At 71.7% G+C, this 19,390-nt stretch carries 17 protein-coding genes; 10 read left to right on the top strand and 7 right to left on the bottom strand.

The window, feature by feature from the left end; all coding sequences use genetic code 11:
* Window positions 1-25: 25 nt before the first annotated feature.
* Window positions 26-859: a polysaccharide deacetylase family protein gene (locus ACZ4O3_RS37050; protein WP_362715396.1), complete on the top strand. Its 834-nt coding sequence runs from the start codon at window positions 26-28 to the stop codon at window positions 857-859.
* Window positions 860-890: 31 nt separating this feature from the next.
* On the opposite strand, the gene ACZ4O3_RS37045 is transcribed toward ACZ4O3_RS37050, so the two are convergent.
* The gene (locus tag ACZ4O3_RS37045; RefSeq protein WP_362715399.1) at window positions 891-1,565 is read right to left on the bottom strand and encodes a class F sortase; all 675 of its coding nucleotides are present in this window, start codon (window positions 1,563-1,565) and stop codon (window positions 891-893) included.
* A 350-nt stretch (window positions 1,566-1,915) separates the two neighbouring features.
* Between ACZ4O3_RS37045 and ACZ4O3_RS37040 the strand changes: the two genes are divergently transcribed.
* Window positions 1,916-2,863: a hypothetical protein gene (locus ACZ4O3_RS37040; RefSeq protein WP_467726563.1), complete on the top strand. Its 948-nt coding sequence runs from the start codon at window positions 1,916-1,918 to the stop codon at window positions 2,861-2,863.
* 82 nt (window positions 2,864-2,945) lie between these two features.
* Here ACZ4O3_RS37040 and ACZ4O3_RS37035 read toward each other — a convergent pair whose 3' ends face one another.
* From ACZ4O3_RS37035 to ACZ4O3_RS37025, 3 genes are all read right to left on the bottom strand, one after another.
* A complete protein-coding gene (locus ACZ4O3_RS37035; protein WP_467726561.1) occupies window positions 2,946-3,602 on the bottom strand; it encodes a hypothetical protein in 657 nt (218 codons plus the stop codon).
* Window positions 3,603-3,809: 207 nt separating this feature from the next.
* Window positions 3,810-4,574, bottom strand: a complete 765-nt coding sequence (locus ACZ4O3_RS37030; protein WP_362732325.1) for a bestrophin-like domain — start codon at window positions 4,572-4,574, stop codon at window positions 3,810-3,812.
* Window positions 4,575-4,605: 31 nt separating this feature from the next.
* Complete coding sequence (locus tag ACZ4O3_RS37025) at window positions 4,606-4,734, bottom strand: hypothetical protein (protein WP_362732327.1); 129 nt, start codon at window positions 4,732-4,734, stop codon at window positions 4,606-4,608.
* A gap of 724 nt (window positions 4,735-5,458) precedes the next feature.
* On the opposite strand from ACZ4O3_RS37025, the gene ACZ4O3_RS37020 reads away from it, so the two are divergent.
* The 3 genes from ACZ4O3_RS37020 to ACZ4O3_RS37010 all read left to right on the top strand — a co-directional run bounded on the left by ACZ4O3_RS37020 (window position 5,459) and on the right by ACZ4O3_RS37010 (window position 9,753).
* Window positions 5,459-6,430 (top strand): SCO0930 family lipoprotein, encoded by a 972-nt coding sequence (locus ACZ4O3_RS37020; RefSeq protein ID WP_362729844.1) that lies wholly within the window; start codon window positions 5,459-5,461, stop codon window positions 6,428-6,430.
* Window positions 6,431-6,799: 369 nt separating this feature from the next.
* Window positions 6,800-7,612, top strand: a complete 813-nt coding sequence (locus tag ACZ4O3_RS37015; protein WP_362729846.1) for an SAM-dependent methyltransferase — start codon at window positions 6,800-6,802, stop codon at window positions 7,610-7,612.
* Complete coding sequence (locus ACZ4O3_RS37010) at window positions 7,609-9,753, top strand: putative bifunctional diguanylate cyclase/phosphodiesterase (protein WP_467726559.1); 2,145 nt, start codon at window positions 7,609-7,611, stop codon at window positions 9,751-9,753. Before ACZ4O3_RS37015 ends, ACZ4O3_RS37010 begins: the two co-directional genes overlap by 4 nt.
* Before the next feature lie 91 nt (window positions 9,754-9,844).
* Here ACZ4O3_RS37010 and ACZ4O3_RS37005 read toward each other — a convergent pair whose 3' ends face one another.
* Window positions 9,845-10,729, bottom strand: a complete 885-nt coding sequence (locus ACZ4O3_RS37005) for a LysR family transcriptional regulator (protein WP_362723185.1) — start codon at window positions 10,727-10,729, stop codon at window positions 9,845-9,847.
* A gap of 119 nt (window positions 10,730-10,848) precedes the next feature.
* On the opposite strand from ACZ4O3_RS37005, the gene ACZ4O3_RS37000 reads away from it, so the two are divergent.
* From ACZ4O3_RS37000 to ACZ4O3_RS36980, 5 genes are all read left to right on the top strand, one after another.
* Window positions 10,849-11,520, top strand: a complete 672-nt coding sequence (locus ACZ4O3_RS37000; protein ID WP_362723194.1) for a succinate dehydrogenase — start codon at window positions 10,849-10,851, stop codon at window positions 11,518-11,520.
* A gap of 2 nt (window positions 11,521-11,522) precedes the next feature.
* Entirely contained in the window at window positions 11,523-13,472 is a 1,950-nt protein-coding gene (locus tag ACZ4O3_RS36995) for a fumarate reductase/succinate dehydrogenase flavoprotein subunit (protein ID WP_362723182.1), read from the top strand.
* Window positions 13,469-14,218, top strand: a complete 750-nt coding sequence (locus tag ACZ4O3_RS36990; protein WP_362723179.1) for a succinate dehydrogenase/fumarate reductase iron-sulfur subunit — start codon at window positions 13,469-13,471, stop codon at window positions 14,216-14,218. The genes ACZ4O3_RS36995 and ACZ4O3_RS36990 overlap by 4 nt, the downstream gene beginning before the upstream one ends.
* A 309-nt stretch (window positions 14,219-14,527) precedes the next feature.
* Complete coding sequence (locus ACZ4O3_RS36985) at window positions 14,528-15,301, top strand: GNAT family N-acetyltransferase (RefSeq protein WP_467726557.1); 774 nt, start codon at window positions 14,528-14,530, stop codon at window positions 15,299-15,301.
* Window positions 15,301-16,218 carry a lysophospholipid acyltransferase family protein gene (locus ACZ4O3_RS36980; protein ID WP_467726555.1) on the top strand — a complete coding sequence of 306 codons (918 nt, stop codon included), beginning with the start codon at window positions 15,301-15,303 and terminating at the stop codon, window positions 16,216-16,218. Before ACZ4O3_RS36985 ends, ACZ4O3_RS36980 begins: the two co-directional genes overlap by 1 nt.
* Before the next feature lie 456 nt (window positions 16,219-16,674).
* Here ACZ4O3_RS36980 and ACZ4O3_RS36975 read toward each other — a convergent pair whose 3' ends face one another.
* Together ACZ4O3_RS36975 and ACZ4O3_RS36970 are read right to left on the bottom strand one after the other, a co-directional pair.
* Window positions 16,675-19,008 (bottom strand): excinuclease ABC subunit UvrA, encoded by a 2,334-nt coding sequence (locus ACZ4O3_RS36975; protein ID WP_362722390.1) that lies wholly within the window; start codon window positions 19,006-19,008, stop codon window positions 16,675-16,677.
* Window positions 19,009-19,082: 74 nt separating this feature from the next.
* Entirely contained in the window at window positions 19,083-19,277 is a 195-nt protein-coding gene (locus ACZ4O3_RS36970) for an antitoxin (protein ID WP_362722395.1), read from the bottom strand.
* Window positions 19,278-19,390: the final 113 nt, after the last annotated feature.

Here is a 19,390-nt window from a genome sequence, read left to right as displayed (position 1 = left end):
AGCCCGGCCGGGCGACTGATGAGTCATGCAGAAGGATCAGTTGTTCACCCGTCGCCGGCTTCTGCTCGCCGGAGCGGCCACTCTGGGTGCCGCGGGCACCGCGGGAATCGTGCTGGCGAGCGACGGCGAGGAGGCGGCGGGCACTGTCGCCGCGGCCGCCGGACCACCGGCCCGGCAGGCGCTCAAGTCCTCCGCCTTCCGGCTCCAGCCGCTCACCGGATACGGCCCGCCGCCCACCGCGCCGCGCAAGCTCAAGGTCCGCAGGCAACCCATCCTGCGGGTCCCGGGAAGCGGCCGGCGCATGATGCTCACCTTCGACGACGGACCCAACCCGGCCTACACCCCGCACATCCTGGACACCCTCGCCAAGTACGACGTGCACGCGACGTTCTTCCTGTGCGGGGAGTGCATCGTCGAGAACCGGGAGCTGGTGGCACGGATGGCCACCGAGGGCCATGTCGTGGGCAACCACACGTGGACGCATCCGCTGCTGACCACCCTGACCCGCCGTGAGATCCGCGACGAGATGGAGAGCACCAGCGACGCCATCGAGGACACCTACGGCGAACGCCCCCAGTGGTTCCGCGCCCCCTACGGCGCCTGGAACCGCGCGGCCTTCCAACTCGGCGCCCAGATGGGCATGGAGCCCATGGCCTGGACCGTCGACAGCACCGACTGGACCACCCCGGGCACTCGCACCATCGTCGACACGATCGAGAAGGGCGCCGGCCCCGGCGTCGTGGTGCTCTCCCACGACGCCGGGGGCGACCGCTCACAGAGCGTCCAGGCCCTGCGGGAATATCTGCCCTTCCTGCTGGACAACGGCTACCACCTGACGGCGCCGCGCCGCCGCACCTGACCCGGATCCGGGCCGCCCGGCCGGGTCCGGGTCAGCGGGCCTCGACCAGGCGGGCGAAGACCACCACGTTCCCGTCGTAACCGTTCTGCTTCGAGAATCCGCCGCCGCAGGTGATGACCCGCAACTCCGCTGTGCCCTTGGAGCCGTAGACCCGGTCGCCCGGGAAGTCGGCCTTCGCGAAGACCTCGATGCCGTAGATCTCGAACACCGCGGTCTTCCCGTCGGTGCGGTCGACCTCGATCCGGTTGCCCTTCTTCAGCGAACCGAGACCGTAGAACACCGCCGGTCCCTTCGTGTTGTCGACATGGCCGACGATCACGGACGTGCCCTTCTCACCGGGCGAGACACCCCCGGTGAACCAGCCGGCGAGATTCGGGTCGTCCGGCGGGGGCGCGGCGACCCAGCCGTCCGCGTCCAGGCCCACCGGCATCACGGGAGCGTCGACACGGATCGCGGGGATCCTGATCCTGTTCGCCGCCGAGTACGGCAGCGAGGCGGGCGCGGTGGCGAAGGTGTCCGGGACCGTGCTACGGGTGTCCGGGGCGGCGGCCGAGGCCGGCTGCGGCGGACCGACGTCGAACTCCCCGGAACCATTGCGGATGAGCGCCAGACCGGTCAGCAGAACGAGCGCTATCACCCCCCAGGGGGCACGCTTGCGCCGCCGTTCCTCCTCTTCGGCCAGCTCGGAAAGTTCGGACGCAGACATTCGCCATCCCCTCTCGACGCGGCCGCCGCGAAATCCGTAGCGCGCAGGTCCGCAGCGCGCATGGGAAAACGCTAAGTCCCGCACGCGCGTGCGGCGACGGGGCAACGGGCGAACGGGTGGCCCGCACGCATTCCGGTGCGCCATCCGAGTTGCCGTTCCCAGGATTTTTCTGACGGTCTGTGACCTGCGGCAATATCCGATTGTGTGCTTTTCGCTCGGCGTGTCTTCTCACCAGGACGGACCATTCTCGACATGCGGGCGTGTTCAAGGCATCTGAGGGTCTATGCGGGAGGTGCTTTCTCGCCGATCTACCGGGGACGGTTCCCGGGGCGCCTTCCGCGGAGGAAGAGATGCGAAACTCACGTGCGCTGGCGGCCGCGTGCACCGTGGTCGCCGTTCTCGGCGCCGCCGCCCCCGTGGCCGTCGCCGACGGCCTGGGCAATCCCGGCGGCCCGCCCAACACCCAGGCCCCGGTCGTCGGTGGGACGGGCGTCGCCCCCGGGGCCGGTGTCGCCCCCGGGGCGGGCGTCGGCGTCGCGCCCGGCGTCGGTGTCGCCCCAGGAGTCGGGGTGGGGGCCGTCCCCGGTATCGCGGCGATCCCCGGAGTCGTCGTTCCCGGGTACGGCTTCGGCGGAGGCGGGTTCGGGCGGGGCGGCTTCGGCGGGCGGGGCTGCGAGGGCTTCGGCGGGCGGGGCGGCAATGACTCCGGCGGCTGGGGCGGCAATGGCTCCGGCGGCTGGGGCGGCAATGGCTCCGGCGGCCGTGGCGGCGACGGGTTCGACGGACGGGGCGACGACGGGTTCGGCGGTGGCGGAGGCGGTGGCGGAGGCGGTGGCGGTGGCGGTGGCGGAGGCCGAGGGGACGAGGGGCGGTTCGACGGCGGCTTCGACTGCGGGGGAGAAGGGGTGCGCGACATCGTCGCCCAGCCCAGGGCGATCATGAGCGGCGCCCGCCTCACCGTCACCGTGAACGGCTGCCGCAGCGGCTCCATGAGCTCCCGCGCCTTCCGGACGACGTCGCTGTTCCCTTTCGGCGGGGACATGGCGCGCGGTGTCGCCACCATCGAACGGGATGCCCGCCCGGGCCCGTACGACCTGACCGTCCGCTGCAACGGGGGGCGGACCCTGACCCGGCAGAACGCGTTCTATGTGCTCGGCGGGGTCAGGGGCGGCCTCGGTGGCAGTGTCTCCAGCGGCGCCACCCCGGCCGACATGGCGATCGGCGGCGGGCTGGTGGGTGCGGCCGTGCTGGCCGGCTGCGGGTTCTGGCTGCGCCGTCGGCACGAGAAGCGGTTCTGACCGGTGCGGGCCGTCTTCGCCCCGGCCCCCGCGCGGGAGCGGGGCGAAGACCCGCTCGCTCGGGCGGCGGGCCGGGAGGCGATCAGTCACCGGTCTCGCCGGCCCGTCGGCGCGCGATGCGGTACGCGGTGCCGACCGAGCCCATGACGAGCGCGGCGCCGAGGCCGATCTCCTGGAGATCGAACCCGTCGACGCTGCCGCCCGCACCGGCCCGTACGCCCCGGTCGGGCGGGAGGGGCTGCGGGCTGAGTTCCGTACGCCCGTCGACACCGCTGTCGGCGCCGCCGTCGGACTGCTCGTCCGACCGGTCCCCGGTGTGGTCGCCGGACTGGCCGTCCGTGCCGCTGTGGCCATCTCCCGCCGACTGGCTGCCCGCGACGCTGAGTTCGGCCGACCCCGTCCTCCCGTCGCAGTCGACCGTCACCCGGTACGACGTCCGTGAGCGGGCGTCCGGGTCTACCGTGGCCGCCACCGTGTCCCGTCCCTCCGGGATCCGGACCGTGTCGAACACGTCCGAAGTGATCGTCGCGGCGCCCCGGCACCTCTCGCCGCGGTCCAGCCGCAGACTGACCCGGCCGCCGGCCGAGACGGTGGACGGTGTCACGTGGACGCCGAAGGAGGCCTGCCGCCCGCTGTCACCGCCCCCGTCGGCCTTGTCGTCCGTGAGGGCGGCCGGCGCGCCCAGGACGAGGGCTCCGATGCCGAGCAGCGCGGCCGAAGCGAGGCGTATTGCGTGCATGCTGGTTCCTCCGGTCCCCGAGGAGCTGTCCGCGGACCTGTTCCGCTCGTGCCGGACACGCACCTCGCTACTCGGAACGCTAGGAACGTCCGTACACGCGCGCGAACGCAGTAGTGCGAACGGGGGATGCCGGTGGGCCGTCCTGGGGACACCCGCGGCGTGGCGCGTCGCGGATGTCCTGTCCGGGCCTGCGGAGTCCGGGTCCCCTCAACCCCTGAGGTGCGGGAAGAGGTTCAGGAAGGGCTGCGCGGTCGCGGTGATGCCCCGGCTGTACGGTTCGTCGAAGTCCCAGATCAGGAAGAGCATGAAGGCGATGGTCGCGGAGAACAGTCCCGCCAGGATCAGTTCGCGGCGGGTGCGCCTGATCTGAAGGGCGAAGACCATGCCGACGGTGACCACGGCTCCGGTCAGCAGCCCGAACCACACCACGCTCGGCATGGTCGCCCCGGTCGAGTCGGCCCGGGCACTGCGCGACTGGTCGAGAGCGGCGACCTGGTCCACCAGCGGCTGGTAGGCCTGCGCCTGGAAGTCGGTCTTCGGCTGGTAGTCGGTGACGTCCTGACGGATGCGCGCGAGCAGGTCCGCACCGCGCGGGGTGAGACGGCCGTGGTCGGCCATCTCCTTCCACTCCCTGTCGGCGACCTGATGGGCGTAGGCCTCGACGTCCGCCCGGATCCGGTCGCGGGCGTCGGGCGGGTACACCCGTACCCGTTCGTAGATCTCGTGCAGTGCCTGCGCCTCCGCCTGGACGTGGTCCTGGGCGGCGCTGCGGGCCTCCCACACCCCGGCCACCGCCAGACCGAGGACGATGGCGTAGATGACGCCGATCCACATGGTCATGTATTCGATGACGTCCGGGGTCTCGGAGGGATCCTCGTCATCGGCCGCCCTCTTGTGCCGTACGAGGGTGATGACGACCACCACGGCACAGGCCGCGAGCATCGCGAGGACGAGAACAAGCCAATCCGGCAACGGAAGCCTCCAGAAATCAGCGGGCCGGCCGTCAGCGCGCGCGGAACGCGGCGATGGCGACGATGGCGGGTACGGCGATGAGCAGGACGTAGGTGACCGGAGAAGTGCGGTTCGGGGCCGTCGTCCCGGTCGACTGGATGTGGTACGGCGGATAGCTCACCGGGGTCGGCGAGGGCCGCGGGGTGGGCTTGGGCGGCGGGGTCGGGGTGGGCGTCGGCTCGGGCCGCGGAGCCGGTGGCGGGGCGGGCGCGGGCCTCGAGGCCGCCGCCGGGGCCGGCGGGGCGGGGGGCGGTGGCTTCGGGGCGGGTTTCGGTGTGGGCCTGGGCTTCGGAGCGGGCTTGGGCGTGGGGGTCGGTTTCGGGGGCGGAGGCGGTGATGGCGTGGGCGTGGGCGTGGGGCAGGGCGGTGGCGGCTCGGGAGGCGGGCAGGGTGGGGGAGTCGGCCAGGAGTCGCCGGCGACGGCCACCGCCCACGTGCCGTCGGGGCCCGTGGAGGCATAGGCGCAGGCGTCGGCCGACGCCGTGCCGACCGGGCAGCCCACCAGGGTCCAGGTCAGTGTCAGCAGGGCCAACACCTTCGGGACGGGGGCGAGTCGGGTCGCTTCGGGTGCATGCACGACGGAGATCATGAGGCGTCGCGTGCCGTCGCACGCCCGAGTGGGGAGGGATTGGCCCGAACGGGGGACAGGTGGCGTAAACCGGTTTGAATCGTACGGTCCGTCACTTGGCTCGAAGCGCACGTCCGTGCGGGACGTGAGGCGAGGACGCCGTGTCCGGGAAGAAATTTGTGCGGCCGTTGAACACTTCGGCCCCCGGCATCCGTACCTGGTGTCGTGCGGCGGCGCACAGGCGCTGCAATATCCAGGCGATTATGGGGAGTTGAAGATGAAGACCTCCTGGAGGAGCGCCTCTTTGGTGGCCACGGCCGCAGGCGTGCTGGCTTTGACGACGGGATGCGGCCAGGACAATGTGACCACTCCGTCCTCGGCGGCCCAGAACGTCGGTGCCACGGCCCCGGCCGGCGTCGGCAACGTGGGCAGTGTGACCAGCCCCTCCACCGGCGCCGGCAACGGTTACGGCGCGGACGGCAGCCAGGCTTCCGGCTCTCCGGCCGTGGTCGCTCCCGCGGGCAAGGTGAGCGTTGCCAGCAACCCCGATCTGGGCAAGGTGCTGACCGACGGCAGCGGTCTCACCCTCTACCGGTTCGACGCCGACACCGCCAACCCCCCCAAGTCGAACTGCGACGGCGGCTGCGCCACCACCTGGCCGCCGGTGCCCGCGGATGACGCCTCGGCCGGTGAGGGCATCGACAAGGCGCTGCTCGGCGAGGTCACGCGCACCGACGGCACCAAGCAGCTGACCGTGGGCGGCTGGCCGATGTACCGCTACGCCAAGGACGTCAACGCCGGTGACGTGAACGGCCAGGGTGTGGGCGGCAAGTGGTTCGCGACGGCCCCCGACGGCAAGAAGGCCACCCTGGCGGACCTGCCCGGTCTTTCCGTCCGCAAGGACGCCAAGCTCGGTGACATCATCGTCGACAAGAACGGTATGACGGTCTACCGCTTCATCAAGGACAAGGCGTGGCCCAAGTCCGTCTCGAACTGCACCGGTGACTGCCTGGCCAAGTGGCCGGCCGTCGCGGAGGTCGCCACCAACGACACCAAGGGCATCGAGAAGAAGGGCCTGATGGGCTTCGCCCGGTCCGACAACGGCCAGAAGCAGATGACGGTCGACTGCTGGCCCATCTACACCTTCTCCGGCGACACGAAGGCCGGGGACACCAACGGTCAGGGCGTCGGCGGCACGTGGTACGCCGTCTCGCCCGAAGGAAAGCTGGTCGGCGCGCCCGGCAAGTAGGGGATCACCTCCCCAGGGTTGATCGCCCCCGCCCAGGTCCCCGTTCGCGCACCGCGGAAGGGAGGGCAGAGGCCGGCGAGAGTCCCGGACGACGGCACAACGGCGCACGACCGCCCGCCCCCTCCGCACCGCACGGAGGGGGCGGGCTCCTGTGCTTTGTCTCTCCTGTGCGTGAGCCGTGCGGGACGCCTGGATGTGGTGTGCATCGCACCCGCTTCCGGCGGAATGCCCGAACACCCCCAAAGCGCACGCTGAATTCCCAGGTGATGACCGGGAACGGACGGTCAATTTCCGGTTCTGCTCGCCCAGTTCGCGGGCGATCAGTAGCCTCTGCTCGAACACCGGATCGCCTCAGCCTTGGAGAGATACATGGAGCGTCCCGCCTGGGCCCCGCGGAGCATCGACATCTCGGTGCCGAGTGTTTCGCGTATCTACGACTACTACCTGGGCGGTTCGCACAATTTCGAGGTCGACCGGGAAGCGGCCCGCAAGGCGATGACGTACCTTCCGGGCCTGCCGAAGATCATGCAGGCCAACCGTGCCTTCATGCGGCGGGCCGTGCGCTTCGCGGTGGGCGCCGGCATCGAGCAGTTCCTGGACATCGGCTCCGGCATTCCGACCTTCGGCAACGTCCACGAGGTGGCGCAGGCGGCGCACCCCGGCGCGCAGGTGGTGTACGTCGACCACGACCCGGTGGCCGTGGCCCACAGCCAGGCCGTACTCGTGGGCAACGAGAAGGCGGACGTGGTCGCCGCGGACCTCCGCAAGCCCCAGGAGATCCTGTCGAGCCCTCAGGTGGAGCGCCTTGTCGACCTGAATCGGCCAGTGGCACTGCTCCTCGTTGCCATACTGCACTTCGTGGAAGACGCGGACGACCCCTACGGGACAGTGGCACAGCTGCGTGACGCACTCGCGCCCGGCAGCCTGCTGATCCTCACGCATGCCTCGTACGAGGGAATCCCGCTGCCACCCGAGCGGGCCGAGAGCGCGGTGGACGTGTACAAGGACATCCGCAACCCGCTCATCATGCGCTCGCGCGACGAGATCGCCAGGTTCTTCGAGGGGTACGACATGGTGGAACCCGGATTGGTGCCGATGCCGCACTGGCGGCCGGATTCGGCGCCGGAGGACGAGGATCCGTATGCCTTCGCCGGATTCGCCGGCGTGGGGATCACGGCGTGAGCGCGGAGCCGGACGGCCCGGAGGACAGACTGCGCCGGTTCGCGACGATCTGGAGCCGGGCGGTCTTCCCGGTCACCTCGACGTCCCTGACCCGGCCCGAGTTCGAGGAACAACTCCTGCCGCTGGCGCGCAGGTTGAGCGAGGTGCTGCTGGCGCACGGCTTCGAGGCCGAGGAGGCCCGGCAGGTGGGGGCGGCGCTGATCGACGCTCACTGCACCGACCCCGAGGCACTCACCCGCACCCTCGACTGCGTCGACGCCTACCTCGCGCTGTACTGCGGCGGGGACGGCCCCCAGGACGAACTGCGGATGCGTTCCTCGCGGATCCAGCACGCGATGGCCGCCGGGTTCGCCCAGGCGCTGCGCGAGCGCACGCTCGCCGAGCAGGAGGCCATCGCGCAGGCCGCGTTGCGGGCCCAGGGCGTGGTCGCGCAGGCGCTGCACGCCAGCGAGGCGCGCTTCCGCGCCGTCTTCGAGGGCGCGGCGATAGGAATCTGCATCGCCGACCTGGAGGGCAACGTCCTCCAGGTCAACGGCGCGCTGCTGCGCATGTTCGGCGGCTCCGAACAGACACTGCGCGGCCGCAAGGTCATGGAGTGGGCGCATCCCGAGGACGCGCCCCAGACCTGGCGGCTCTACGAGGAACTGGTCCGGGGCGACCGCGAGCACTACCACGTCGAGAAGGCGTTCAACCGCTCCGACGGCACGGTCCTGTGGACCAACCTGACGGTCTCCCTGCTCCGGGACGCGGACGGCGAACCGCAGTACCAGCTGGCCCTCATGGAGGACACCACCGAGCGCCGGCTGCTCAACCTGCGGCTGCGCTACGAGGCCACCCACGACGCGCTCACCGGCCTGCCCAACCGCACGCTGTTCTTCGAGCGCCTGGAGAAGGCCCTGGCCGCCGGTGAGGGCCAGCGCTTCGGGCTGTGCTACCTCGACCTGGACGGCTTCAAGACCATCAACGACAGCCTCGGCCACTCGGCGGGCGACCGACTGCTGGTGGAGGTCGCCGACCGGCTGCAGTCCTGCGCGACCGCACCCGGCGAGATGGTCGCCCGGCTCGGCGGCGACGAGTTCGTGGCGCTGACCACCGGACCGGCCACCCAGCGCGAGGTCGACGACCTCGCCGACCGCATCATGAACGCGCTCGTCACCCCGATCAGCATCGACGGCCGCGAACTCATGGTCCGCGGCTCGATCGGCATCGTGGAGGGCCCGGCGGGCGAGCGCACCCCGGCCGAGGTGCTGCGCAGCGCCGACATCACGATGTACCGGGCCAAGTCGGCGGGCGGCAACCGCTTCGAGCTGGCCGATCCGGAGGCCGACGCCCGCGCCATCACCCGGCACGGCCTGACCACCGCGCTCCCGGCCGCCCTGGACCGGGGTGAGTTCTTCATCGAGTACCAGCCGCTGGTGCATCTGGGCGACGGCAGCGTGCGCGGCGCCGAGGCGCTGGTGCGCTGGCTGCACCCGCAGCACGGCGTCCTCGGCCCGGACCGGTTCATCCCGCTCGCCGAACACACCGGCCTGATCGTGCCGTTGGGCCGCTGGGTCCTGGAGGAGTCGATCCGGCAGGCCCGCGAATGGCGGGAGCGCTACGGCGAGCACGACGGCGCCGGCCCGCTGCGGATCAACGTCAACCTGTCACCGTGCCAGCTCACCCACCCCGGACTGGTCCAGGACACGGTGGACATCCTGGAGCGTGCGGGCGTGGCCGCCGACGCCCTCTGCCTGGAGGTCACCGAGTCGGCCCTGATCGGCGCCGATGACGATCTCCTCAAACCCCTGCGCCGGCTTGCCGAGATGGGCGTCGACATCGCCCTGGACGACTTCGGCACGGGCTACTCCAACCTCGCCAACCTCCGCCGTCTGCCGGTGAGCATCCTCAAGCTGGACCGTTCCTTCACCCAGAGCATGCAGCAGTTCCCGGCGGACCCGGTCGACCTCAAGATCGTGGAGGGCATCGTCTCCCTGGCCCACAGCCTGGACCTCGCGGTCACGGTGGAGGGCGTGGAGACGGGCGCCCAGGCCGAGCAGCTGCGGATACTGGGCTGCGACACGGCCCAGGGCTGGTACTACGCCCGCCCGGGCCCCCCGGAGCGGCTGCACGACCTGGCCCTGGTGGACGCGACGGGCTGAGCTGTCGACGGCCGGGGCCGCGATGCCGTGAGGGGCGCCGGGGTACCCCCGGCGCCCCTCACGGCGATCTGCCACGACGGCGCGGGTGCGTTCACCTCTCCAGGAGCATCCTCTGCAGCTCCCGCGCGGCCCGCGGCGGGGCCACGTCACTGCGGTGAGCCAGGGCGATGGTCCGGTGCAGCCCCGGCCGGGCCAACGGAGTCACCCGCAGCCCCCGTCCCGACCGAGCGGCGACCATCCGAGGGACCACGGCCACCCCCAGCCCGGCCCGCACGAATCCCAGCACCGCGTCCATCTCGCCGCCCTCCACGGCGAAACTCGGCTCGAACCCGGCGGAGCGGCAGGCCGCGACGGTCAGTTCCCGCAGGTCGTACCCGTGCCGGAACATCACCAGCCGTTCCCCCTCCAGGTCGGAGATCTGTACCCCGCCCCGCCCCCGCCCGGGGGCCCTCGCCTCCGGTGAGGACACCACCACCAGGTCCTCCCGCAGCAGCTCCACCGTGGTCAGCGCGGGTGAGGCCGGCGGCAGCGGCAGCACGATCAGCGCCAGGTCCAGCGCCCCGCGCGCCAGCTCCCGTACCAGGTCGTGGGAGCCGCTCTCCTCGACCAGCAGCTGGATGCCGGGGTAGCGGTCATGGAAGGCCCGCAGCACGTCCGGCACCAGCCCGGTGCACAGACTCGGTGTCGCCCCGAGCCGTACCCGTCCGCTGCGCAGCTGCACCAGCTCCTGCACCTCGTGCCGGGCGGTGTCCGCGTCCGCGAGGATCCGCCGGGCCAGCGGCAGCAGCGCCTCACCCGCGTCGGTGAGCGTGATGTTGCCCCGGGCTCGCAGGAACAGGTCCGCCCCCAGCTCCCGCTCCAGCGCCTTGATCTGCTGGGACAGCGAGGGCTGCGCGACATGGACCAGCTCGGCGGCCCGGGTGAAGTGCCGGGTCTCCGCCACGGCGACGAAGTACTGAAGCTGTTGGAACTGCATGACGAAACGATAGCTCCAGGCTATGGAATCAAGGTGGACCATGTCTTGGACCGATCGGCTGGTCCGGCCCTACCGTCGTCGCCATGGCTCTGGCAACGCGGACGGACCGACGGCCGTCCATGGCACGCACGATGTGGGACAGCTCCGTCGGCAAGAAGACCGTGATGGCCGTCAGCGGCGTGGTCATGCTGCTGTACCTGGTCGCGCACGTGATCGGGAACCTGAAGATCTTCTTCGGCGCGGGCGAGTTCAACCACTACGCCCACTGGCTGCGCACCGTGGGCGAACCCTTCATGCACTACGAGTGGACGCTCTGGCTCATCCGGGTCGCCCTGGTCGTCGCCGTGGTCGCCCACGCCACGTCCGCGTACCAGCTCAGCCGCCGGGACATCAGGGCGCGCCCCACCAAGTACGTGCACGGCAAGCCCCGGGCCACCTACGCCACCCGCACCATGCGCTGGGGCGGGATCATCCTCGCCCTGTTCATCGTCTGGCACATCCTGGACCTGACCACCGGCACCGTGCACTCCGGCGGCTTCCAGGAGGGCCACCCGTACCAGAACGTCGTGGACACCTTCTCCACCTGGTACGGCAACGTCATCTACATCGTCGCGATGCTCGCGCTCGGGCTGCACGTCCGGCACGGCTTCTGGAGCGCCGCCCAGACCCTCGGCGTCGGCAGCCGCACCCGCGACCGCTTCCTCAAGGCCACGGCCGACGTCCTCGCACTGCTGCTCACGGCCGGCTTCATCGCCGTACCCGTGGGAGTCATGACCGGAGTGGTGAGCTGAACATGACCGACTACGTGAACTACACCACCGGCGAGCCCGTCACCGACGGCAAGGCACCCTCCGGACCGGTCCACGAGCGCTGGGACAAGCGCCGTTTCGAGGCCAAGCTGGTCAACCCCGCCAACCGGCGCAAGCACACCGTGATCGTCGTCGGCACCGGTCTCGCGGGCGGTTCCGCCGGTGCCACGCTCGCCGAACAGGGCTACCACGTCGTGCAGTTCTGCTACCAGGACTCCCCGCGCCGCGCGCACTCCATCGCCGCGCAGGGCGGGATCAACGCGGCGAAGAACTACCGCAACGACGGCGACTCCGTCCACCGGCTGTTCTACGACACCGTCAAGGGCGGCGACTTCCGGGCCCGGGAGTCCAACGTCCACCGCCTCGCGCAGATCTCCGTCGAGATCATCGACCAGTGCGTGGCGCAGGGCGTACCGTTCGCACGGGAGTACGGCGGCCTGCTCGACACCCGGTCCTTCGGCGGCGTCCAGGTCTCCCGCACCTTCTACGCCCGCGGGCAGACGGGCCAGCAGCTGCTCCTCGGCGCCTACCAGGCGCTGAGCCGGCAGATCGCCGCCGGCAACGTGGAGATGCACCCGCGGACCGAGATGCTCGACGTCATCGTGGTCGACGGACGGGCCCGCGGGATCGTGGCGCGCGACCTGATCACCGGGAAGATCGACACCTACTTCGCGGACGCCGTCGTCCTGGCGAGCGGCGGCTACGGCAACGTCTTCTACCTGTCGACGAACGCCATGAACTCCAACGCCACCGCCGTCTGGCGGGCGCACCGGCGCGGCGCGTACTTCGCCAACCCGTGCTTCACCCAGATCCACCCCACCTGCATCCCGCGCACCGGCGACCACCAGTCCAAGCTCACCCTGATGAGCGAGTCGCTGCGCAACGACGGCCGCATCTGGGTGCCCAAGGCCAAGGGCGACACCCGGCCCGCGCACCAGATCCCCGAGGACGAGCGCGACTACTACCTGGAGCGCATCTACCCGTCCTTCGGCAACCTGGTCCCGCGCGACATCGCCTCCCGCGCCGCGAAGAACGTCTGCGACGAGGGACGCGGCGTCGGCCCCGGCGGGCAGGGCGTCTACCTCGACTTCGCCGACGCCATCGCGCGGATGGGGCGGGGGGCCGTCGAGGCCAAGTACGGCAACCTCTTCGACATGTACCAGCGGATCACCGACGAGGACCCGTACCAGGTGCCGATGCGGATCTACCCGGCCGTGCACTACACGATGGGCGGCCTGTGGGTCGACTACGACCTCCAGACCACCGTGCCCGGGCTGTTCGCGGTCGGTGAGGCCAACTTCTCCGACCACGGGGCGAACCGGCTCGGCGCGAGCGCGCTGATGCAGGGCCTGGCCGACGGCTACTTCGTCCTGCCGGCCACCATCAACGACTACCTGGCCCGCAACCCCCACCAGGAGGCGGTGACCGACGGCCACCCCGTCGTCCAGGAGGTGCTCGCCGAGACCGAGGACCGGCTGAACCTGCTGCTGTCCGTCGACGGTGACCGCACCCCGGACTCCTTCCACCGTGAACTCGGCGAACTGATGTGGGAGTTCTGCGGCATGGCCCGCACCGACGCGGGACTGCGCAAGGCGCTGGAGCGCATCCCGCAGATCCGGGAGGAGTTCTGGCGCCGGATCAAGGTGCCGGGAACCGGCGAGGAGTTCAACCAGTCCCTGGAGAAGGCCAACCGCATCGTCGACTACCTGGAGCTGGCCGAGCTGATGTGCCTCGACGCGTTGCACCGCGCCGAGTCCTGCGGCGGCCACTTCCGGGAGGAGTCCCAGACCCCGGACGGCGAGGCCGCCCGCCGGGACGACGAGTTCTCCTACGCGGCCGCCTGGGAGTTCACCGGCACCGGGGACGCCCCCGTGCTGCACAGGGAAGACCTGGTCTTCGAGTACGTCCACCCCACCCAGCGGAGCTACGCATGAGGCTCACCCTGCGCGTCTGGCGGCAGAAGAACGCCGACGCCGACGGCGCGATGTCCACCTACGAGGTGGACGGCATCTCGTCGGACATGTCCTTCCTGGAGATGCTCGACACCCTCAACGAGGAACTCATCCTGCGCGGCGAGGACCCGGTCGCCTTCGACCACGACTGCCGTGAGGGGATCTGCGGCGCCTGTTCCCTGGTGATCAACGGGGACGCGCACGGCCCGGAGCGCACCACCACCTGTCAGCTGCACATGCGGTCCTTCAAGGACGGCGACACGATCGACATCGAGCCGTGGCGGGCCTCCGCCTTCCCGGTGATCAAGGACCTGGTGGTGGACCGGTCGGCGTTCGACCGGATCATCCAGGCCGGCGGCTACATCACCGCGCCGACCGGCGCCGCGCCGGAGGCGCACGCCACCGCGGTCCCGAAGGCCGACGCCGACTTCGCCTTCGAGCACGCGGAGTGCATCGGATGCGGGGCCTGCGTGGCGGCCTGCCCGAACGGGGCCGCGATGCTGTTCACCTCGGCCAAGATCAACCACCTGAACGTGCTGCCGCAGGGGGCACCCGAGCGGGAGACGCGGGTGCTGGACATGGTGGCGCAGATGGACGACGAGGGCTTCGGCGGCTGCACGCTGACGGGAGAATGCGCGACCGCCTGCCCGAAGGGCATTCCGCTGGTGTCCATCACCAGTATGAACAAGGAGTGGCTGCGGGCCACCCGGAAGGCCGGGAAGCGGTAGCGCCGCAGGAGGCGCGTACATGAACGTTCGCCGACAAGCGCGGACGAGCGGGGCCGGGGCCGGTGCTCCCCGGCCCCGTTTCGGCGTTCACCGACCGTGGTGCCAAGGGCGCGCAACGGCCCGTCCGGGTCACGGTAGCGTTGCCTCAGCGCGTCCATCAGGACACGCGCGGGGGTGAGTCACCCCCCGAATCCCGGCATTCAGCAGCCGCACATCCCCGGGTCCCGCGCACGTCACGCCGAGTCCAGCCTGCCAAGGAAGAAAGCAGGTGCAGATTTCCTCAGCTACCGCTCGGCGCAGGAGACCTCCATGACCGCCATGCCCGCCTCACCCCCTGCTCTCGCCGCCCCGACCGGGGACTCCGGCTATCTGGTACAGCTCGCCCGCGACGAGGACGACGTCCGCGCCGCGCAGCGACTGCGCTACCAGGTGTTCGCCGGAGAGATGGGCGCCCGGCTCGACGGGCCGGAACCGGGTCTGGACGTGGACGCCTTCGACGCGTTCTGCGACCACCTCCTGATCCGGGAAGCCCTGACCGGCGAGGTCGTCGGCACCTACCGACTGCTGCCGCCCGAGCGCGCCGCCGTCGCCGGCCGTCTCTACTCCGAGGGCGAGTTCGACCTCGGTCCGCTCGCCGGCATCCGCCCCAACCTGGTCGAGGTCGGCCGCTCCTGCGTGCACCCCGCCCACCGCGACGGCGCCGTGATCGGCCTCATCTGGGCCGGCATAGCCCGGTACATGGTGGACCGCGGCCACGAGTGGCTGGCCGGCTGCTGCTCCGTCCCGCTCGCCGACGGCGGCGCCCTCGCGGCCGCCACCTGGGAGCGGGTGCAGGCCAAGCACCTGGCCCCGGAGGAGCTGCGGGTACGACCGCTGCGCCCCTGGGTGCCCGAGGGCCCGGCCCCGGAGGGCCGCGCCGAACTGCCCGCGCTGCTCCGCGGCTATCTGCGGCTCGGCGCCTGGGTGTGCGGCGAGCCCGCGCACGACCCCGACTTCGGGGTCGCCGACATGTACGTCCTGCTGTCGATGCGCCGGGTCAACGCGCGCTATCTGCGGCACTTCCTCTCGCTCGTCCCGGCCTGATGAGCGTCTGGCTGCCCAGCGCGCCGTGCACCCCCGGCGCCTGCGTGGAGTCCGCGAGGTCCCTCGCGGCCCTGCCGCGCGCCGTGCTGCGGTTCACCGCGGTCCTGGCGCTGATCGTCGTCGCCGTCGTGCTGCTCCCGCTCGGCGGGCGGATCCCCACCGCGTGGGTGCGGCGGTTCTCCCGGCTGGTCGTCCTGGCCGCCGGGGTCCGGATCCGGACCACCGGCCGTGCCCCGGCCACCGGCGGGGTGCTGCTCGTCGCCAACCACATCTCCTGGATGGACATCCCGCTGCTCGCCGCCGTACGGCCCGCTCGGATGCTCGCCAAGAAGGAGATCCGCGACTGGCCGGTGGCCGGCGCGCTGGTGGCCGGCGCCGGGGCGCTGTTCATCGACCGGGACCGGCTGCGCGCGCTGCCGGACACGGTCGGCCGGATCTCCGGCGCGCTGCGGGAGGGCGCCGCGGTGGTCGCCTTCCCCGAGGGCAGCACCTGGTGCGGCCGGGCCCAGGGCCGGTTCCGCCGGGCCGTGTTCCAGGCCGCCCTGGACGCCGGCGCCCCCGTGCAGCCGGTGCGGCTGCACTACCGGCTGGAGGCGGGCGAGGCGAGCACCGTGCCCGCCTACGTCGGCGAGGACACCCTGCTGGCCTCCGTGTGGCGCGTGGTGTCCACCCGTGGCCTGGTGGCCGAGGTGGACATACGGCCGCTGATACCGGCCGGCAGTCACCCGGACCGTCGCGCCCTCGCCCGCGCCGCCCAGCCGGCGACCCATGAGCCGGCCTGGACCCACGCGGCCCTGGTGAGCCCCGGCAGGAGCGTCCCGTGGCCGGCCTCCCAGCGGAGCCTGGGCAAGTCGACGCCCCAGGCGTGTCCGCACGGTCCTGTCTGCCTCGTGACGCCGGGACGCCCCACTGTCTGAAGGGCGCGGGAGGTGCCCCCACTCGCCGCACCGGGCACTGACCCGAGTACGCCCGCCCGGTACGAGGGTCCGCACCCGGCGCTCCCCAGCCTTCGGCCGGGGCCCCCGGAGCACGCACCGGACGCCCCGGGGCCCGCCTCCGGGCGGACGGCAGGACTGTGCGGACACGACCCCGGGCCTGTGGGGTGGGTCGTCCCGCGGACGCGGGGTCTGCCACGCCCATGCCCCGACGGGGGACCCCCAGCGGCGTCGTCGTCGGTTGTCCACGTCCCCCCGGCCTTCGGCAGGCACGTGCCCGCACCGCCTTGCCGCCCTCCTCCGCCTTGGACGCACCGGACCCCGCTCACCGGCGCCGGCGAGGCGCCGTCGACTTCGCGCGACCTGATCCGCCGGACAGGTTCTGGTCCGCGCACGCGGCCGGAGCCCGGGTGCGGTCTCGACCGTTCCCGGGGAGCGTCAGGGCAGGGACCGGGACAGATAGGGCGCGGTGACACTGCCCCCGGCCCGCGCGACCTCGGCCGGCGGGCCCGCCGCGACGATCCGGCCGCCCCGGTCCCCGCCGCCCGGCCCCAGGTCGATCACCCAGTCCGCGCCCGCCACCACCGCCATGTCGTGCTCGACCACCACGACCGTGTGCCCGGCGTCCACCAGTCCGTGCAACTGACGCATCAGCACCTCGACATCGGCCGGATGCAGGCCCGTCGTCGGCTCGTCGAGGAGGTACAGGGTGTGTCCGCGCCGCCCGCGCTGCAGCTCACTGGCCAGCTTGATCCGTTGGGCCTCGCCACCGGACAGCTCCGTCGCGGGCTGGCCCAGTCGCAGATAGCCGAGCCCCACGTCGAGCAGGGTTCCCAGACTGCGCGCCACCGCCGGGGTGTCCGCGAAGAATTCCGCGGCGCTCTCCACGGTCAGGTCGAGCACTTCGGCGATGTTCCGCCCCCGGTAGGGCACTTCGAGCGTCCCGGGGTTGTAGCGGGCCCCGCCGCAGTCCGGGCAGGGCGCGTAGGTGCTGGGCAGGAACAGCAGCTCCACACTGACGAAACCCTCGCCCTGGCAGGTCTCGCAGCGCCCTCCGGCCACGTTGAAGGAGAACCGCCCCGCGCCGAAGCCGCGCTCCCGCGCTTCGTCGGTGGCCGCGAACACCTTCCGTACGACGTCGAACAGGCCGGTGTAGGTGGCCAGGTTGGAGCGCGGGGTACGGCCGATCGGCTTCTGGTCGACGAAGACCAGGCGGCCGACGCCGTCCAGTTCCTCGGTGATCTCGCCGATCAGCGTCGACTTGCCCGAGCCGGACACTCCGGTGACGGCGGTGAGGACACCGAGCGGGAACCGGGCGGTGACCGCCCGCAGGTTGTGCCGGGTGACCGGACCGACCCGCAGCCACCCGGCGGCAGCGCGCGGCCGGCGGGCCGGGGCGGGCTCCGCCGCGAACAGGTAGCGGGCGGTGGCGGACTCCGCGACGCCGGCCAGCTGCGCCACCGGCCCGCTGTGCAGCACCCGCCCGCCGTGCTCGCCGGCGCCCGGGCCCACCTCCACCAGCCAGTCGGCGCCGCGCACCACGTCCAGGTGGTGCTCCACGACGAACACCGAGTTCCCGGCCTGCTTCAGCCGCGCCAGCACCGTCAGCAGCGCCTCCGTGTCCGCCGGGTGCAGACCGGCCGACGGTTCGTCCAGGACGTAGACGACACCGAAGAGCCCGGAGCGCAACTGCGTCGCCAGGCGCAGGCGTTGGAGTTCGCCCGCGGAGAGTGTGGGGGTCGCCCGGTCCAGGCTCAGGTAGCCGAGGCCGAGTTCGGCGACCGGGGCGATACGGGCGGTGAGATCCTCGGTGAGCACCCGCGCGGTCTCCGTCGAGGAGCCGTCGAGCAGCCCGGCGAGCTCGGTCAGGGGAACGGCCGCCAGATCGGCGATCGTACGGCCCCCGAAGGTCACGGCGAGTGCCTCGGGCCGCAGTCTGCTGCCTCCGCACACCGGACAGGGCGCACTCGTCAGGAACCGCTCCGCCTTCGCCCGCAGCGCCGGGCTCCTGGAGTCCGAGAAGGTCTTCATGACGTATCGGCGGGCGCTCATGTACGTGCCCTGGTAGGGCCGTTGGATGCGGTCGGCGTCCCGGACGGGGTGCACGGTGACCACCGGCTGCTCGTCCGTGAAGAGGATCCACTCGCGTTCCCCGGCGGGCAGTTCACGCCAGGGCCGGTCCACGTCGTGGCCGAGCGCGTCCAGGACGTCCCGCAGGTTCTTGCCCTGCCAGGCTCCGGGCCAGGCGGCGATCGCGCCCTCCCGGATGGACAGCGACGGGTCGGGGACCAGCGACTCCTCGGTCGTCCGGTGGACCCGGCCGAGGCCGTGGCACTCCGGGCAGGCACCCACCGCCGTGTTGGGGGAGAACGCGTCGGAATCGAGCCGTTCCGCGCCGGGCGGATAGTCCCCGGCACGCGAGAAGAGCATGCGCAGGGAGTTGGAGAGGTTGGTGAGCGTCCCGACCGAGGAACGGGAGGTCGGGGCCGAGCGGCGCTGCTGGAGCGAGACCGCCGGCGGCAGCCCGCTGATCTCACCGACCTTCGGCGCCCCCACCTGGTGGATCAGCCTGCGCGCGTACGGGGCGACCGACTCGAAGTAGCGACGCTGGGCCTCGGCGTAGATGGTGCCGAACGCCAGGGACGACTTTCCCGAGCCGGACACACCGGTGAAGACGGCCAGCACGTCCCGGGGGACGTCCACGTCGACGCCCTTGAGGTTGTGCTCACGGGCGCCACGGACGCGGACGCAGGGATCGTGGGGGATGTGCATCGGGGGGAGGCTCCGTACGGACGACTCGCCGGGCAGGAATGGACAAACCCCGCGAGTCTAGTCCGTGCGGTGTGTCAGGGCCGCGGAGGGTCGTTCCGGTTCCGCTCCTGGTCGATGTAGTCGCCGGCCTTCCGCTGGCCCATGTCGACCTGGGACTGGTACTTGTTCCCGGTCCGCTGGTCGATCATGTCGCCGCCCTTTTCGACGCCCTGTTTGGCCTGGTCCTCATGGCCCTTGAGCATCCCCTTGAGCTTGTCCAGCATGGACATGGCAGCCCTCCTCGCTGCTTGAGGCTTCCCCACCAGCGTCACCGGCCCCGGCCCGGTCCGCATCTCGGCGGGCGTCCCCGTGCGGGTCCGGCGCGCCTGTGCCAGGTTGGAAC

The sequence above is a fragment of the Streptomyces sp. NPDC026515 genome (assembly GCF_055567595.1).
Note: the sequence above shows the minus strand (reverse complement) of the source record. Positions and strands in the feature narration are given on the sequence as shown.

Coding starts and splice junctions, on each gene's coding strand:
- ACZ4O3_RS36980 (WP_467726555.1), top strand. CDS start 15,301: ATGAGCGTCTGGCTGCCCAGCGCGCCGTGCACCCCCGGCGCCTGCGTG.
- ACZ4O3_RS37005 (WP_362723185.1), bottom strand. CDS start 10,729: ATGCAGTTCCAACAGCTTCAGTACTTCGTCGCCGTGGCGGAGACCCGG.
- ACZ4O3_RS36975 (WP_362722390.1), bottom strand. CDS start 19,008: ATGCACATCCCCCACGATCCCTGCGTCCGCGTCCGTGGCGCCCGTGAG.
- ACZ4O3_RS36970 (WP_362722395.1), bottom strand. CDS start 19,277: ATGTCCATGCTGGACAAGCTCAAGGGGATGCTCAAGGGCCATGAGGAC.
- ACZ4O3_RS37045 (WP_362715399.1), bottom strand. CDS start 1,565: ATGTCTGCGTCCGAACTTTCCGAGCTGGCCGAAGAGGAGGAACGGCGG.
- ACZ4O3_RS37050 (WP_362715396.1), top strand. CDS start 26: ATGCAGAAGGATCAGTTGTTCACCCGTCGCCGGCTTCTGCTCGCCGGA.
- ACZ4O3_RS36990 (WP_362723179.1), top strand. CDS start 13,469: ATGAGGCTCACCCTGCGCGTCTGGCGGCAGAAGAACGCCGACGCCGAC.
- ACZ4O3_RS36995 (WP_362723182.1), top strand. CDS start 11,523: ATGACCGACTACGTGAACTACACCACCGGCGAGCCCGTCACCGACGGC.
- ACZ4O3_RS37015 (WP_362729846.1), top strand. CDS start 6,800: ATGGAGCGTCCCGCCTGGGCCCCGCGGAGCATCGACATCTCGGTGCCG.
- ACZ4O3_RS37040 (WP_467726563.1), top strand. CDS start 1,916: ATGCGAAACTCACGTGCGCTGGCGGCCGCGTGCACCGTGGTCGCCGTT.
- ACZ4O3_RS37020 (WP_362729844.1), top strand. CDS start 5,459: ATGAAGACCTCCTGGAGGAGCGCCTCTTTGGTGGCCACGGCCGCAGGC.
- ACZ4O3_RS36985 (WP_467726557.1), top strand. CDS start 14,528: ATGACCGCCATGCCCGCCTCACCCCCTGCTCTCGCCGCCCCGACCGGG.
- ACZ4O3_RS37000 (WP_362723194.1), top strand. CDS start 10,849: ATGGCACGCACGATGTGGGACAGCTCCGTCGGCAAGAAGACCGTGATG.
- ACZ4O3_RS37035 (WP_467726561.1), bottom strand. CDS start 3,602: ATGCACGCAATACGCCTCGCTTCGGCCGCGCTGCTCGGCATCGGAGCC.